The organism is Microbacterium sp. SL75 (assembly GCF_026625865.1).
In the GTDB taxonomy this organism is placed as follows: Bacteria; Actinomycetota; Actinomycetes; order Actinomycetales; family Microbacteriaceae; genus Microbacterium.
Genome location: NZ_CP113067.1, coordinates 3,401,849 through 3,417,331, shown reverse-complemented (window position 1 = coordinate 3,417,331; position 15,483 = coordinate 3,401,849). Strand labels below are relative to the sequence as shown.

13 protein-coding genes are annotated in these 15,483 nt (G+C 69.2%); 7 read left to right on the top strand and 6 right to left on the bottom strand.

The window, feature by feature from the left end; translation table 11 throughout:
- The first annotated feature begins 49 nt into the window (after window positions 1–49).
- The 6 genes from OVA17_RS16280 to OVA17_RS16255 all read left to right on the top strand — a co-directional run bounded on the left by OVA17_RS16280 (window position 50) and on the right by OVA17_RS16255 (window position 4,507).
- Window positions 50–676 (top strand): superoxide dismutase, encoded by a 627-nt coding sequence (locus tag OVA17_RS16280; protein WP_103210019.1) that lies wholly within the window; start codon window positions 50–52, stop codon window positions 674–676.
- 103 nt (window positions 677–779) lie between these two features.
- A complete protein-coding gene (gap, locus tag OVA17_RS16275) occupies window positions 780–1,790 on the top strand; it encodes a type I glyceraldehyde-3-phosphate dehydrogenase (protein ID WP_094734144.1) in 1,011 nt (336 codons plus the stop codon).
- 6 nt (window positions 1,791–1,796) lie between these two features.
- Entirely contained in the window at window positions 1,797–3,011 is a 1,215-nt protein-coding gene (locus OVA17_RS16270) for a phosphoglycerate kinase (protein WP_210076657.1), read from the top strand.
- Window positions 3,002–3,790, top strand: a complete 789-nt coding sequence (gene tpiA / locus OVA17_RS16265; protein WP_210076656.1) for a triose-phosphate isomerase — start codon at window positions 3,002–3,004, stop codon at window positions 3,788–3,790. Before OVA17_RS16270 ends, tpiA begins: the two co-directional genes overlap by 10 nt.
- Before the next feature lie 112 nt (window positions 3,791–3,902).
- Window positions 3,903–4,151 (top strand): preprotein translocase subunit SecG, encoded by a 249-nt coding sequence (secG, locus tag OVA17_RS16260; protein WP_056232190.1) that lies wholly within the window; start codon window positions 3,903–3,905, stop codon window positions 4,149–4,151.
- 2 nt (window positions 4,152–4,153) lie between these two features.
- On the top strand, window positions 4,154–4,507 hold the full coding sequence (locus OVA17_RS16255; protein WP_055955187.1) for an RNA polymerase-binding protein RbpA: 354 nt from the start codon (window positions 4,154–4,156) through the stop codon (window positions 4,505–4,507).
- Between the two features lie 70 nt (window positions 4,508–4,577).
- Here OVA17_RS16255 and OVA17_RS16250 read toward each other — a convergent pair whose 3' ends face one another.
- From OVA17_RS16250 to OVA17_RS16230, 5 genes are all read right to left on the bottom strand, one after another.
- Window positions 4,578–5,327 carry a hypothetical protein gene (locus OVA17_RS16250; protein ID WP_267787469.1) on the bottom strand — a complete coding sequence of 250 codons (750 nt, stop codon included), beginning with the start codon at window positions 5,325–5,327 and terminating at the stop codon, window positions 4,578–4,580.
- Window positions 5,324–6,775 (bottom strand): polysaccharide deacetylase family protein, encoded by a 1,452-nt coding sequence (locus OVA17_RS16245; protein ID WP_267787468.1) that lies wholly within the window; start codon window positions 6,773–6,775, stop codon window positions 5,324–5,326. The genes OVA17_RS16250 and OVA17_RS16245 overlap by 4 nt, the downstream gene beginning before the upstream one ends.
- Before the next feature lie 83 nt (window positions 6,776–6,858).
- The gene (gene glmS, locus OVA17_RS16240; protein WP_267787467.1) at window positions 6,859–8,673 is read right to left on the bottom strand and encodes a glutamine--fructose-6-phosphate transaminase (isomerizing); all 1,815 of its coding nucleotides are present in this window, start codon (window positions 8,671–8,673) and stop codon (window positions 6,859–6,861) included.
- On the bottom strand, window positions 8,673–9,737 hold the full coding sequence (locus tag OVA17_RS16235) for an NAD-dependent epimerase/dehydratase family protein (RefSeq protein WP_267787466.1): 1,065 nt from the start codon (window positions 9,735–9,737) through the stop codon (window positions 8,673–8,675). The genes glmS and OVA17_RS16235 overlap by 1 nt, the downstream gene beginning before the upstream one ends.
- Window positions 9,734–11,065, bottom strand: a complete 1,332-nt coding sequence (locus tag OVA17_RS16230; protein ID WP_267787465.1) for a nucleotide sugar dehydrogenase — start codon at window positions 11,063–11,065, stop codon at window positions 9,734–9,736. Before OVA17_RS16230 ends, OVA17_RS16235 begins: the two co-directional genes overlap by 4 nt.
- A gap of 293 nt (window positions 11,066–11,358) precedes the next feature.
- Between OVA17_RS16230 and OVA17_RS16225 the strand changes: the two genes are divergently transcribed.
- Window positions 11,359–12,639 carry a glycosyltransferase gene (locus tag OVA17_RS16225; RefSeq protein WP_267787464.1) on the top strand — a complete coding sequence of 427 codons (1,281 nt, stop codon included), beginning with the start codon at window positions 11,359–11,361 and terminating at the stop codon, window positions 12,637–12,639.
- Between the two features lie 114 nt (window positions 12,640–12,753).
- On the opposite strand, the gene OVA17_RS16220 is transcribed toward OVA17_RS16225, so the two are convergent.
- Entirely contained in the window at window positions 12,754–15,279 is a 2,526-nt protein-coding gene (locus OVA17_RS16220; RefSeq protein WP_267787463.1) for a helix-turn-helix transcriptional regulator, read from the bottom strand.
- Window positions 15,280–15,483: the final 204 nt, after the last annotated feature.

Here is a 15,483-nt window from a genome sequence, read left to right as displayed (position 1 = left end):
TCGTTTCGGCGAAGAGGTCTCGGCGGCGCCCGATTCGGAAGTTGAGATCATGGCGAAGTACACGCTGCCCGAACTGCCCTACGACTACTCGGCGCTGGAGCCGCACATCAGTGCGACCATCATGGAGCTGCACCACAGCAAGCACCACCAGACCTACGTCAACGGCGCCAACACCACTCTCGACCTCCTCGCCGAAGCGCGCGAGAAGGGCGATTTCGCCAACATCAACCGCCTGCAGAAGGACCTCGCCTTCAACCTCGGCGGTCACACGAACCACTCGATCTTCTGGACCAACCTCTCGCCCAACGGGGGCGACAAGCCCACCGGCGACCTCGAGTCCGCGATCGACGACCAGTTCGGTTCGTTCGACGCGTTCCGCGCGCAGTTCACCGCTGCGGCCCTCGGTGTGCAGGGCTCGGGCTGGGCGGGTCTGTTCTGGGACTCGATCGGTGAGAACCTCGTCATCCAGCAGTTCTTCGACCAGCAGGGCCAGATCGTGGCGGGGACCGTTCCGATCCTCCTGCTCGACGTCTGGGAGCACGCCTACTACCTCGACTACAAGAACGTCCGCGCGGACTACGTGAAGGCCTTCTGGAACATCGCCAACTGGGACGACGCTCAGAAGCGCTTCGCGGCCGCCCGGGAGAAGACCTCGGGTCTGCTGGTACTGTCGTAAACGGTGCGGCGTCCCGGTGGGACACCCCACCGGGACGCCGTTGTCCGCCAGCGAACATCGCAATCACGCGCTTCTCGCGCACAACTGATTCAGGAGATATTCCGTGACCGTCAAGATCGGAATCAACGGCTTCGGCCGTATCGGACGCAACTACCTTCGCGCGGCTCTCGCGCAGGGTGCCGACCTCGAAATCGTGGCGGTGAACGACCTCACCGACAACAAGTCGCTGGCGCACCTCCTCAAGTACGACTCCGTCGGCGGCGTGCTGACCGAGGACGTCTCGTACACCGCAGACTCCATCACCGTCGGAGACAAGACCATCAAGGTCTTCGAAGAGCGCGACCCCGCCAACCTCCCCTGGGGCGAGCTCGGCGTCGACATCGTCATCGAGTCCACCGGCCGCTTCACCAAGGCGGAGGACGCCAAGAAGCACATCACCGGCGGTGCCAAGAAGGTTCTCATCTCGGCTCCCGCAACGGGCGACGACGCGACCATCGTCATGGGCGTCAACGAAGAGACCTACAACCCCGAGACCGACGTCATCATCTCGAACGCGTCGTGCACCACGAACTGCCTGGCGCCCCTCGCCCAGGTGTTCAACGAGGCCTTCGGTATCGAGCGCGGTTTCATGATGACCGCTCACGCCTACACGGCCGACCAGAACCTGCAGGACGGCCCGCACAGCGACCTTCGTCGTGCACGCGGCGCGGCCATCAACATCGTCCCCGCCTCGACCGGTGCCGCCAAGGCCATCGGCCTGGTCCTGCCCGAGCTGAACGGCAAGCTCAGCGGCTCGTCGTACCGCGTTCCGGTTCCCACCGGTTCGATCGTCGACCTCACGATCGTCACGCCCACCGAGGGTCTGACGGTCGACCAGGTCAACGAGGTCTACAAGAAGGCTGCTGCCGAGGGTCGCCTGAACGGCATCCTCCAGTACACCGAAGACCCGATCGTCTCGAGCGACATCCAGGGCAACCCGCACTCCTCGATCTTCGACGCGGAGCTGACCAACGTCAGCGGCAACCTCGTCAAGGTCTCGTCGTGGTACGACAACGAGTGGGGCTACTCCAACCGTCTCGTCGACCTGACCGAGTACGTCGCCGAGCGCCTGTAACCCTTCATGGCTCTGCGCACCCTCGATTCGCTGGGGTCGCTGGCCGGCACGCGCGTCATCGTCCGTTGTGATCTCAACGTTCCTCTCAAGGACGGGATCATCACGGACGATGGCCGCGTGCGCGCGTCGCTGCCGACCCTCAACGCACTGATCAACGCCGGCGCGCGTGTGGTCGTGTGCTCGCACCTCGGCCGCCCCGACGGGGCACCCGATCCGAAGTTCTCTCTCGAGCCCGTCGCGCAGCGTCTGTCCGAGCTGCTCGGTCAGCCGGTCGCGTTCGCGCGCGACACGGTGGGGGAATCTGCTCAGGATGCCGTCTCCTCGCTGGAGAACGGCGAGGTCGCCGTCATCGAGAACCTCCGCTTCAACGCCGGCGAGACCTCCAAGGACGAGGCCGAGCGCCAGGCCTTCGCGCGGGAGCTCGCCCGTCTCGGCGACGCTCTCGTGTCGGACGGTTTCGGTGTCGTGCATCGCAAGCAGGCGAGCGTCTACGACCTCGCCCAGCTGGTGCCCTCCGCCGCGGGCCTTCTGATCCAGAAAGAGCTCGAGGTCCTCGACCGTCTCACTGAGAACCCGGAGCGTCCCTACACGGTCGTGCTCGGCGGCTCGAAGGTCAGCGACAAGCTCGGCGTGATCGAGCACCTGCTCCCTCGCGTGGACAAGCTCCTCGTCGGCGGCGGCATGATGTTCACTTTCCTCGTCGCCGAGGGCCACAAGGTCGGCTCGAGCCTGCTCGAGAAGGACCAGATCGACACCGTCAAGGGCTACCTCGCCACGGCGAAGGAGCGCGGCGTCGAGATCGTGCTCCCCGTCGACGCGGTCGTCGCCGCGTCCTTCTCGGCGGATGCCGAACACGTGGTCGCCGACGCCGACTCCCTCGAGAACACCGCTTTCGGTGCCTCGGGGCTCGGTCTCGACATCGGACCCCGCACGGCGGAGATCTTCGCCGACGCCATCCGCGGCTCGCGCACCGTCTTCTGGAACGGCCCGATGGGCGTGTTCGAGATGAAGGCGTTCGAAGCCGGAACGAAGACCGTCGCCCAGGCGCTCACCGAGGTCGACGGCCTCAGCGTCGTCGGCGGCGGCGACTCCGCCGCGGCCGTGCGTCAGCTCGGTTTCACGGACGACGCCTTCGGCCACATCTCCACCGGTGGCGGCGCGAGCCTGGAATTCCTCGAAGGCAAGAAGCTCCCCGGACTGGAGGTCCTCGGATGGCAGTGACCAGAACCCCTCTCATCGCCGGCAACTGGAAGATGAACCTCGACCACCTGCAGGCGGTCGCGTTCGTCCAGAAGCTGCATTGGACGCTGAAGGAGGCCAAGCACGAGACCGGAAGCGTCGAGGTCGCGGTCTTCCCGCCGTTCACCGACCTGCGCACCGTGCAGACGTTGCTCGACGCCGACAAGATCGACTTCGCCCTCGGCGGTCAGGACCTGTCCGCGCACGACTCCGGTGCGTACACGGGCGAGATCTCGGGCCAGTTCCTGGCCAAGCTCGACGCGAAGTACGTGATCATCGGGCACTCCGAGCGTCGTCAGTTCCACAACGAGACCGACGAGGTCGTCGCAGCGAAGACCCAGGCGGCCCTCCGCCACGGCCTCGCTCCGGTGATCTGCGTCGGTGAGACCTCGGAGGACCTCGAGAAGTTCGGCGCGAGCGCCGTTCCCGTCGGTCAGCTCGAGGTCGCCCTCGAAGGTGTCGCGGCGGATGCCGACATCGTCGTGGCGTACGAGCCGGTGTGGGCCATCGGCTCCGGTCAGGCGGCGACGCCCGACCAGGCCCAGGAGGTCTGCGCCAAGCTCCGCGCGGTCGTGGCCGACAAGCTCGGCGCCGATGCGGCCGCTCGCACCCGTGTGCTGTACGGCGGCTCGGTGAAGTCCGGCAACATCGCCGGCTTCATGCGCGAGCCCGACGTGGACGGCGCCCTGGTGGGCGGTGCGAGCCTCGTCGTCGATGAGTTCGCCGCCATCGTCCGGTTCCAGAAGCACGTCGGCGTCTGACGCTGACCGGATGCCCGCGGCGTTACGCCGCGGGCATCCGTGCGTCTGGGACGCGTCCCCGTATACTTGACGCTTGTGCGGTCGAACCGATCGCTACGAAAGGCTTTCGACTGTGCAGATTCTCGAGTTCGTCCTGCAGGTGCTCCTGGGTATCACCAGCCTCCTGTTGACCCTGCTCATCCTGCTCCACAAGGGTCGCGGCGGCGGTCTGTCCGACATGTTCGGCGGCGGGATGAGTTCCGCCCTCGGTTCGTCGGGCCTGGCCGAGCGCAACCTCAACCGTTTCACGATCGTGCTCGCGCTGGTGTGGTTCGTCACCATCGTCGGTCTCGGTCTGCTGACCAAGTTCGCGGAGATCTGATCATGGCCACTGGAGGCAATGCCATCCGCGGCTCGCGTGTCGGCGCGGGCCCCATGGGCGAACAGGATCACGGCTTCCACGCCGACCGCGTCGCCGTGTCGTATTGGGATGCGCTCGGCAACGAGACGGTGCGCTACTTCGCCGCGGGTATTCCCGACGACGAGATCCCCGAGACCATCGACTCCCCGCACTCCGGTCTTCCCGCCGGTCGCGACAAGGCCAACCCGCCGGCCCTGGCCAAGGCGGAGCCCTACAAGACGCACCTCGCGTACGTGAAGGAGCGCCGCAGCGACGAAGAAGCCGCCTCGCTGCTCGACGACGCGCTGCAGCAGCTGCGCGAGCGTCGCGGACAGTAAGTCCCCGAGCGCGCACGGCACGAGGGCCGGATGCCATGGCATCCGGCCCTTCTGCATGTGCGCGGTCCGCTCAGCGGACGGGGGAGTCCGTCACGATCGTCGTCCAGGGGCCGGAGGGGACGTTCTCCTCGTCGACGAAGGACCAGTCGACGCGGTCGTCTTGGCCGTTCAGGTCGCTGAAGCCCAGGCAGCCGTTGAGAGCCGGGGATACGTCGAGCCCGGCGCCGTTGTAGCGCGCGTTGGCGGGGCGCTGGTCGTCGGAGCCGAAGACGTACGCGGCGTCGTGGTACTCGCCGGGGCCGGCGTCTTCGATCTGGCCGTAGCAGATGCGTCCGTCTTTGCGGAGGACGACCCAGCGGTTCTTCATGAGGCTCGCGGAGCGCTCGTCGACGACGGCCGCGTAGGCGGGCTCGCTCGCCCAGGGGATGACCTCTCCCCGCGTGGCGAAGGCCGTGTCGTCATTGACGTCGTCGAAGGGAAGATCGAGGTAGAACGGGTTCTCGCGGGGTGTCATCGCGGTGGGGAAGTAGCCCGATCCGGGGGTGCGGGGCTCGGTCCGGCAGTCGTCGCCGACGACGATCCCGTCGCAGCCGCCGTACGAGCCCAGCCAGTCGGAGTCGTAGGTCGAGATGCGCTGAGTGCCGTCGGAGGTGTTCGGATCGAACACCTCGCCGACCCAGAACGTGGTGGCGACGACGTCGGTGTGCCACGCATACCCCGTGTCGGGGCGAGGAGCCGCGTGCGGGGCGCACGCCGACAGGCCGACGGCGGCAACCACCACGAGGGTGATCGCCGCCGTCGGCCGCAACGCTCGCGTCACTCGCTGATGTCGCTTTCGGTGGGGTGGACCTTCTCCACCGGTCCCTGAGGGGGTGTCGCGGTCATCGGGGCGAACGAGGGAGCGGTCACGGTGGCGGGAGCCAGGGGCGGGGCACCGGCGCTGTCGTAGAGCTGCAGGTCGTCGGCTCGGAGGGTGCCGTTGCCGAAGATCGTCAGCGCGAAGCTGATGCCGCTGTACCCGGCCGGGATGGCCGCGGTCGTCCAATCGGCCTGCGTCCAGTCCGACGCCGAGCCGAACCAGGGGCTGGAGGTCCAGTACGACCACGAGCCGCTCGTCGAACGGAGATAGACGGCGAACTGCGTCACTCCGCTCGACTGGTACCACTCGCGAAGCGTGTACGACGTGCCGGGCGTCACGGTGGGGGAGCACTGCCCGAGGTCGAACTGCGGCAGCAACTTGGCGTCTCCGTCGACGTAGTTCGACATCGCGATAGCGCTCGAGATGTTGCCCGTATGGGCGGGAGACCCCGTGCTGAAGGCCGGTGAGTTGTCGCCGTATCCGCCCCTCATCCAGCAGTCGGGGGCACCGGTCTCCATGCTCGGGTTGACGATGCCGTTGGCGGACCCTGTCACCGCGGGCACCGACGGGCCGTCGACCACCGGCTTGGTGGCGCCGCCGATGGCCTCGCCGACGGTCTTGACCACCGTGCCGGCCGACTGGCGGGTCTTCAGCCACGCGGTGAACTGTCCGAAGAGCGACGTGGTCACCGCGAGGTCGCTGCAGGCGTCGTCGCAGATGTCGTGGAAGGTGTACGGCACCCAACCACCGCCGTTCTTCTCGGCGTTGGTGACCCCGGCCTTGAGATCGTCGAGCGTCCAGGTGGCGTCGACTTGATCGAGGGCTTTCAGTGCGTACTTGTCGGCGGGTCGGGTGGACTCCGCGTAGGCGCATTCGGGGCACCCGAAGCGGCTGCGGATGTCGCCGAGAAGTCGTGCGCTGTTGTATCCGCAGTTGGCCACCGCCTTCTCGACCGCGGCGTCAGCGGATGCGAACGGGTACGCGAAGCTGCGGACCGCGAACCCCCACGACGTGAGGTTCTTCCGGTCGGTGCAGATCTGCCGGGTGGCCTCGTCGATGCTCACCTGCGCGAGGTCGGGGTGGTTGACGGTGTGGCCGCCGAGCTCATGGCCCGCGTTCTTCAGGTTCGTCAGATCGGTTCGGGTCATGTGCCCCGCGGCGCCGATGAAGCCGGAGTTGACGTAGAACGTCCCCTTCATGCCGTTGGCCTGTAGGGAGGGGAGAGCATTGAGCTGGTCGGCGTTGGCGTCGTCGAAAGTAAGGCTGACGATCGTCCGGGTCGCGGCCTGCGCCGGCGCCGATGCCGGGGGCGAGGTGGCGATGAGCCCGCCCGTTCCCACGGCGACGGCGGCGAGCACCGCCAGGGCCCGAATCCGTCGCCGCCCGGGGGCGGCGTGTCGTTGGATCATGGGGGAGTCCTTTCGGGTGAGAGGGGCCGTCCGTCGACGCACCGGGGCGTCGTCGGACGCGCGTTCGTCGGGGGCGCGATCGGTCATGAGACCGTCACCGACTTGGCGAGATTGCGCGGCTTGTCGACGTCGCGACGCAGCCGCAGCGCGAGCTCTCGCGCGAACATCTGCAGGGGTACCACCGTTTCGAGCGGCCCCCACGAGGGACCGGTCCGCGGCAGGTGCATGGGCAGACCGCCGACGTTCAGCACCCTCTCACCGACGCGCAGCACGCGCCCCCCGCGGGCGAGGATCTCGGCGATGTCGACGTCGAGTCGAGGATCGCCGTTGTCGACGACGAACACGGGGGTGCCGGTGTCCACCAGGGCGAGCGGGCCGTGCTTGAGCTCTCCCGCCGGTTGGTGCTCGGCCCAGCGATACGACAGCTCCTTGAGCTTGAGGGCGCCCTCGGCCGCATAGACGAGGCCGGAGCCCCTCCCCAGGAAGAGGAAGCCGGGCGCGTCGACGAACTCGCCGGCCATCTTCGCGGCCGGCTCCCGCCAGGTGTCCAGCGCCGCCGAGAGCGCGTCGGGGGTCGCGGCCATCGCCCGCAGGTCGCTCTCGAACGCGATCGCGTCGGTTCGCGACGACACGGAGAGCCCCGATAGGGCGAGGCAGGCCCCCGTGAGCACCTGCGCGATGAAGGTCTTCGTCGCCGCAACGCCGATCTCGGGGCCGGCGAGGCAGTCCAGTGTGGCGTCGGCGCGTCGCGCGAGCGTCGAGGAGGGATTGTTCGTCAGTGCCAGCACCGTGGCGACACCCTCGGGCAGCCCGTCGAGGGCCCTCAACACGTCGGCCGTCTCCCCGGACTGACTGAGCGCGATCACGAGGGTCCGCGGCTCCCAGACCTCGTGCGCCGCCTCGCTCGCGACGAGGGTCCGGGTGGGAAGACCGCCCAGACGCGAGAAGACCTGCGCGACGGCCCGCCCCGCGTGCAGCGAGGTCCCGCAACCGAGGACGGTGACGCGGTCGATCTCGTCGAGCGGGGCCAGGCCCATCCCTCGCCAGAGCAGCCCGTCGGCGATACCCGGGGTGAGCACCTCCAGCACCCGGCGAGCCACAGCGGGCTGCTCGTCTATCTCGTTGCCCATGTGGTCGCGGTGGCGCCCCTTGCTGGCGAGATAGGCCGTCTGGGGCACCGGCCACAGCCCCCGCGGACGGCAGCTGCCGCCGGAACGGTGCCAGCGCATCCCCTCGGCATCGACCTCGACGACGTCGTCGTCCTCCAGCACGCGGAACGCCTCCACCACGGGTGTGATCGCGCCGACGTCGCTCGCGAAGTACACCCCCTCCTCACCCTCGGCGAAGATGAGGGGGGAGCCGTGAGCGGTGCCCGCGAGGGCCCCCGTGCGCGCGTCGAGGGCGACGACAGCCCAGGACCCCTCGAGGTGCCGGGCCGCGTCGGCGAGGGCGTCACCGAGACCCACCCCCGGGCGCAGGGCCTGCTCGACGAGGTGCACGATCACCTCGGTGTCCACGTCGGTGGCGAAGCGGTGTCCGCCGGCGACGAGATGCGCGCGCAGCAGATCGGCGTTGTCGACGATCCCGTTGTGCACCACGAAGAGCCGGCCGCTGCAGTCCTCGATCGGATGGGCATTGCGTCGGCTCACCTCGCCGTGCGTGGCCCAGCGCGTGTGGCCGATCGCTGCGGTCGTGGCATCCGTCCCCGACTCATCCGAATGCACCGCGTCGGTCAGGGAGGCCACGCCGTCGAGCGTGCGCACGTGCAGCGTCGTGCCATCGAGGTGCCGGGCGGCGATGCCCGCGGAATCGTAGCCCCGATACTCCAGGCGTTCGAGGGCGCTTCGCGCGCGCGATGCGGCTGAGGATGGTCCGCGATAGGCGGTGATCCCGCACATCAGAGAACCCCCCGAAAGGAGCCGGCACCGGCCAACGGCATGGCATCCGAACCGAGTCGTTCGCGCGAAAGCAGATCGGCGGCGACGCGCATGATGGTCGAGGTCAGCGAGGTGTGCGGCTCGTAGCCCACGAGGTCGTGCGCTTTGGTGTTGTCGGGCACACGGCGGCGCATGTCCTCGAAACCCGGCGCATACGCCTGCTCGTAGGGAACCAGCTGGATCGTGCTGCGACTGTCCAGGGTGCGGATGATCTCCTCCGCCAGCGCCGAGATCGAGATCTCGCGGGCGCCGCCGAGGTTGTAGGCCTGGCCGCGGGCGCGCGGATCTCTCTCGATGGCGACCATCGCGGGAACCACGTCTTCGACCGCCGAGAAGCAGCGCGTCTGCAGCCCGTCGCCGAAGACGGTGAGCGGCTGGCCGCGCAGGGCTTGGCCCACGAGATTCGGCAGCACCATGCCGTAGCGTCCGGTCTGGCGGGGGCCGACGGTGTTGAACAGGCGCACGATCGAGACGTCCAGGCCCTCCTGGTCGCAGTACGCTTTCGCGAACGCCTCGTCGATCCCCTTCGCCCCGGCGTACGTCCAGCGTGAGAGCAGCGGGTCGCCGAGCACGCGATCGGAGTCCTCGCGTAGGCGGTCGGCGGTGTTCTTGCCGTACACCTCGCTCGTCGACACCATCAGCACCGAGGCCTGCTGCTCGATGGCGGCGGTCAGCACGTTCTCTGTGCCGTGGATGTTGATGCGCAGTCCCCGCAGCGGCTGCTCGACGATGAGCTTGACCCCCACCGCCGCGGCCAGGTGGAACACGCGGTCGCAGCCCCGCATCGCCGAGCCCACCGTCTTGGTGTTGAGGATCGAGCCGTGGATCATCTCGAGGCGCGGGTTGTCGGCGACGCCCGCGAGATTGCGGGCTGAGCCGGTGGAGAGATCGTCGAGGACGACGACCTCGTCGCCGAGAGCGAGCAGATGCTCGACGAGGTGGCTCCCGACGAAGCCGGCGCCGCCGGTGACCAGCGTGCGCGTGTGCGAGTGCGCGGAGCCCGGATAGACCGGCACGCCGCTCACAGGAGCACCCGCCCCGCGATGTCGGCGCTGCGGTAGGTGCCGTCGACGACCACGGCTTCGCCGTCGAGCCAGCCGAGGTCGCTGTCATGGTGGCGCGTGTGCACGAGCACGACGTCGGGATGGAAGTCCGCGGGGTCGGCGAGCGAGTCGCGTTCCCGCCCCGAGTCGAGGTGGATGTGCGGTGCGTGCGTGTCGACGTACTGCACCTCTGCGCCGGCGTCGATGAGGTGGTCGATGATCTCCAGGGCGGGAGACTCTCGGAGGTCGGCGACGTCGGGCTTGTAGGTGACACCGACGATGAGGATGCGGGCGCCGAGGGTTCCCTTGCCCGCGCGACCCAGGACGTCGCGGATGCGGTCGACGACCCGGAGGGGGCGGGCGGCGATGCGGGTCATCGCCTCGGTGATCACGCCGGCGTCGACGTGGAGGGCCTTGAGCTGCCACAGCAGGTAGTGCGGGTCGCACGGGATGCAGTGGCCCCCGACCCCCGGGCCCGGGTAGAACGCCATGAAGCCGTAGGGCTTGGTGCTCGCGGCCTCGATGACCTCGGTGATACGCACGTCGAGAGCACCGCAGATGTCGGCGAATTCGTTGGCCAGGGCGATGTTGACGGCGCGAAAGGTGTTCTCGAGCAGCTTCGTCATCTCGGCGGTGGCCAGGCTCGACACCCGGTGCACCCGCGCGGCGTAACGGGCGAGGAGTCGAGCGCCCTCCTCTTCGCATTGCGGGGTGGCTCCACCGACGACGCGGGGGACGATCTCTTGGGCGAACCCGATGTTGCCGGGGTCGATGCGCTCGGCGCTGAAGGTCACGAACACGTCGCGGCCGACCTGCATCCCACGCTCCCGAAGCGGCATCTCGACCAGATCGTGCGTGCACCCGACGTAGGTGGTCGAGGTGAGCATGACGAGCTGCCCGGGCCGGACGGCGGCGACGACGGTGGCGCACGCCGCCCGGAGCGCGGTGAGATCCGGCACCTGCTGATGATCCACGGGCGTCGGCACGCACACGACGATCGCGGCGGCGCGACGGAGCTCCGAGGGGTCGCTGGTGAGCCGGAATCCGGCAGGTGCGCGCAGGGCCGTCTCGAGACGCTCCCGATCGGATCCGATCAGGTCGGCGCCTCGAGCGGCGATGGTGCGCAGGCGCCGGGTGGAGACATCGAGGGCGATCACTCGGGAGCCGCTGGCGTGGTAGGCGAGCGCCGTCGGGAGCCCCACGTATCCCAGCCCCACGATGGCGACGTCGAAGTCGAACGTCCGCGTCGGGGCGGGAGCAGAGGGCGGCGGCGTGGTGACCACGTCGGCCCGGATGTCGAGAGTGGACATGTTCATCCTCCAAGGCAGGGTCCGAGGGGACGGCTCGGGGGAGATGAGGCGCCCCCTCGGAGGAATTCGGGTGATGGGACGGCGTCCGTCGGGTATCGACGCTGCTCCGGGAATCACACTGGGGCGCGGCTCCGGCGACGGTCAAGATCGCCGGCCGCATCATGCGGGTTGCCGCCGACCGCACCGCGGAGTGCGGGAAACCGCACGTCGCTGTGCGGGCGGTTGCGGTCGTCTTCGGCCTGGGCACGGCGTACCGTCGGCACGAACGCCTCGCCCCGAAGAGGAGGGATGCCATGACCCCCGCCGTCGTCGTCATGGTCGCTGTGTGCACGATCGGCGTGTCGACCCTGGTGTGGGGGCTCGCCGCGATCTGCCGCCTGCTGGCCGAGGGTCGGCAGGAGCACGCCCTGCTCTCGCCGTCGATGTACTACCGCCGAGACGAGGTGGCCGTGTTGATCGCGGCGCACAACGAGGAGCTCGTCATCGCCGACGCCGTCGCGGCCGCGTGCCGCCTGGTGCCCGCGCGCAACGTGTTCGTGGTGTCCGACGGTTCGAGCGATGCGACGGTGGAGCGCGCGCGTACCGAGGGGGCCACCGCGTGGGATCTCACGCCCAACCGTGGGAAGGCCGGTGCCATCCGCGCGGGGCTCGAGCGGTTCGGCATCCCGTCGCGCTTTCCCCTCCTTCTGCTGCTCGACGCCGACTCCCGGCCCCGGCCGGACTACCTTCAGACAGCTCTGCCCCTGTTCACCGACGACGGTGTGGTCGCCGTGGCCGGGTGCGCCACGACCGCAGCCGACGCACCGACCACCCGCATGGGACGATTCCTCACGGCCTATCGTGAGCGCACCTACGTCTGCACGCAGTACCTGCACAAGTTCGGTCAGGCCGCCCGCGCCGCGGACGTCGTGGCGATCGTGCCGGGGTTTGCCAGTCTGTACCGCACCGACGTGCTCGACCGTATCGACATCGACGCTCCAGGCCTGTCGATCGAGGACTTCAACATGACGTTCGAGGTGCACGCGAAGCGGCTCGGACGCATCGCCTTCCATCCCGAGTGCGCGATCGCCGAGACGCAGGATCCGGCCGTCCTCCGCGACTACACAGCGCAGGTGCGGCGGTGGAGCCTGGGGTTCTGGCAGACGGTACGTCGCCACGGTGTGCGGCCGGGGCTCTTCTCGGCGACGGTCGGCGTCTTCGCGCTCGAGACCGTGGTGTCCAGCGTCGTCCTGACGGCCATCCTGCCCGTCCTGCTCGTGACAACGGCGGCGCTGGTGACGGCCCCTCTGCTCTCGGGCGAGGCGGGGCAGGTGTCGGCATGGGTGTCGGCCGCGTTCCCGGTGGGGCCCATCGCGCTGGGATTCTTCGTCGTGGATGCCGTGATGACGGCGTTCGCGTGCGCGATCTCGCGCGTGCGTCCCCGCGCGTGGATGCTGCTGTTCCCCCTCATGCGCGTCTGGGACGCGGTGCAGTGCTTGCGCGCACTCGGGGCGGCCCTGGGGCGTCCCTCGGACGGCCGGTGGTGCAGCCCCGATCGGCGCGCGATACGGCCCGCCCGGCAATCTGTGGCGTGAGCGGCGCGGGGTTCCCCCTCGTCTTCCCCTGTCGTCGAAGGGGCCGCGTACCCCGTCGCGCGAGCCGCGTCTCCTCGCCTCGCGCGGGGCCGTGAGTGCTCGGCAGCCCTCCCGTCAGCTCGCGGCGTTGTGCAGTGTGGCGATGAGGTGGGCGCGCGAGCTGACCCCGAGCTTGCGGTAGATCCCGGTGAGGCGCAGCTCGACGGTGCGGAGGGAGAGGAAGAGGGATGCCGCGATCTCGCGGTTGCGCAGGCCCTTCTCGACCAGAGCGACGACATCGTGCTCTTGGGCGGTGAGGGAGCGACTGCGCGTCTCGGCGCGGGGCACGGGGCGCAGGAGGACGCGTTCGTGGACGGTGACGCAGCGCTCGCGAGCGCGCGCGAGACGGCGGCGCTCGAGCGGCGCATCGTCCGTGCGGTAGATCGCCTCGGCCTCGCGGAACGCACCGACGGCGTCGCGATCCGAGGAGCAGATCGCTCGCGACCGCGCGAGGGCCAGCGTCGTCCAGCGGCGCGGGGAACGTCGGGCCGCGCGTTCGAGCCCGTGCAGCTCCTGCTGGGCCTGCGCCCGCCGTCCGCTGAGCCAGAGCGCCTCGATCAGGTCGGCGTCGGCGCGCAGCAGAGCCGGGTCGTCGGCTTCGACCGCGTCCCGCCCGGCTTGCAGCGATACGACGGCGTCGTCATAGCGGCCCTCTGCCAGGGCCGTCTGCCCCTCGATGACGGCGAACCACGGAAGAAGAGTCGGGGTCCCTGCTCTCCGGCACAGTTCGCGTCCCTGCCGCACCAGAGCGCCGGCCTGCGGGGCGAGCGGGTCGAGAGCCGCGGCCGAGGCCAGCACGAGAATCGTCGCGACGTCGACGGTGCGACCGTCGACCCATTCCCGCCGCCACGCGACGACGGCCTCGTGTGCTCCGAGGGGGTCGCCTCCGCGAACCTCGTTCGTGACGAGCAGGCACAAGAGGTGGTCGCGCCAGATCGGCGCCAAGCGGGGGGTACGCTCGAGCAGCCCTCGGATCCGGCGGCGCACCGCGGCGTACTCCTCGCGCATGACTCCGGCTCTCAACTGAAGCAACTCCAGCTCGATCGGCAGCTCGGCGTCCGCCGACGCCGTGGCGACGCCGGTGTCGATCGTCAGGTCCGAGAGGGTGTCGGTCCCCAGCTCTTCCAGCAATCTCGCCACCAGAGCGGTCTCGGTCGTGGCGACACCGCGCTCGATCGCCGTGGCGATCAGCTCCCGGGCTCGCTCGAGTTCGCCGTGCCAGAGATGCAGGAGGGCGCTTTCGCACAGGACGTGCTCGGCGGTGCGGCCGTCGTCGGCATCGACCGCGACGGCGATGGCGGCCTCGTCGATCATGTGCTCGATCGCCGCCGTGGCGCGAAGCCGAGCGAGAGCCGCCCGAGCGCGAAGATCCGGCTGGGCCGCGTGCCCGGCTCGGTTCAGGTAGTGCCGCCCCTGCACGTCTTGACCGTGCAGCACCAAGGCCTCGCCGAGGTCGATGAGGTGGCGGCAGCGCACCTCGGGAGAGATCTCGCTGGCCAGCGCTCTCTCCGCGAACTCGATCGCCTCGGGGTGATCGCCGCCGCGGGCGAGCTCGACGGCCGCGACGAGCAGTCCCTCGCGGTCCGCCTCGGGCTGGATGAAGCTGGTGTGCCACAGGTAGGTGGCCGGGTGTGCGCTCTCGTGCTCCTGCGCCGCTCGGACATGGAGTCGACGACGTTCTTCCGTCGACAGCGCCGCGTGGTGGCTCAGCCGGCGGGCAGGGTCGGCGATGCGGGCCAGCTCGTCGTGCACCGAGACGAGACCGTCGTCGATGAGCGCCTCGAGGTCGACGCCGCGCTCCTCGGCGACGAGTTCCAACCTGTCATAGCTGAAGACGGGGCCGACCGCCAGCAGATCGAGCAGCGAGGTCACTCGCGGGTCATCGGCGGTACGCCCTTCCCTGCGACGACGTGCGCGGTCGTCTGCCAGGCGCAGGGGGAGGGGAAGGGGCTGGTCGCCGGCGGCCTCTCGAGGCGTCAGCCGCACACGGACGATCGTGCCCGGGTGGCCCGCCGTGAACTCCGCGATCGTGTAGAGGACGGCCGCGGCGGTGCTCGATCCGAGGACCGACCGGGCGAGGTCGACGGACTCGTCGAACGACAGCCGCCGGATCCGCGTATGCGCCATACCCGTGAAGTCGTGGCGGCCGCCGGACTCGCGGGCGGTGGCGAGGACGGTGAGTCCCGTCCCGTGCAGGCGGGCGAACACGAAGGACAGCACGACGATGCTCGCATTGTCCATCTCATCGAGGTCGTCGATGACGAGGACGGCGGGTTCGTCGTGGACCAGATGCAGAGTCCGGTTCAGCTCCTCGGCGAACAGGTGCTCCGGCCAGTCGCGACCTCGAGCCAGCAGACCGTCGATGGCGGCTCCCCGTGCGCCGCCGAGAGCCGCGGCAGCGGCCGACAGCCCCGAGTACGGCCACATGCGCTCACTCGGGCTCGCCGACACGACGACCGTCTCGTGCCGCTCGGCGATAGCCCACGCGAGGCGCGTCTTGCCGATTCCGGGCTCTCCGAACAACAATCTCGCCGAGCCGTTGTGCGCCGCGACGTCTTTATCTGTGACCTGCTTTTCTCGGTCTCGACCGAAAAATGGCATCCGAACGCTCCCTGCTGCGTCGGCCGCTCGTCGCTGATCGACCCTTGCGGATCGAGCCCCGTCGAGTGGTCAAGGATGCCCCCCACGAGAAGAGTAAGACCGCGATGGGTCGAAGACAATGGGCGGGGACCCCGGCAGACTTACGAGTGCGTAACGACCGAGACCGGATGCCGTTTGGCATCCGGTCTCGACAGGCGTGACGCA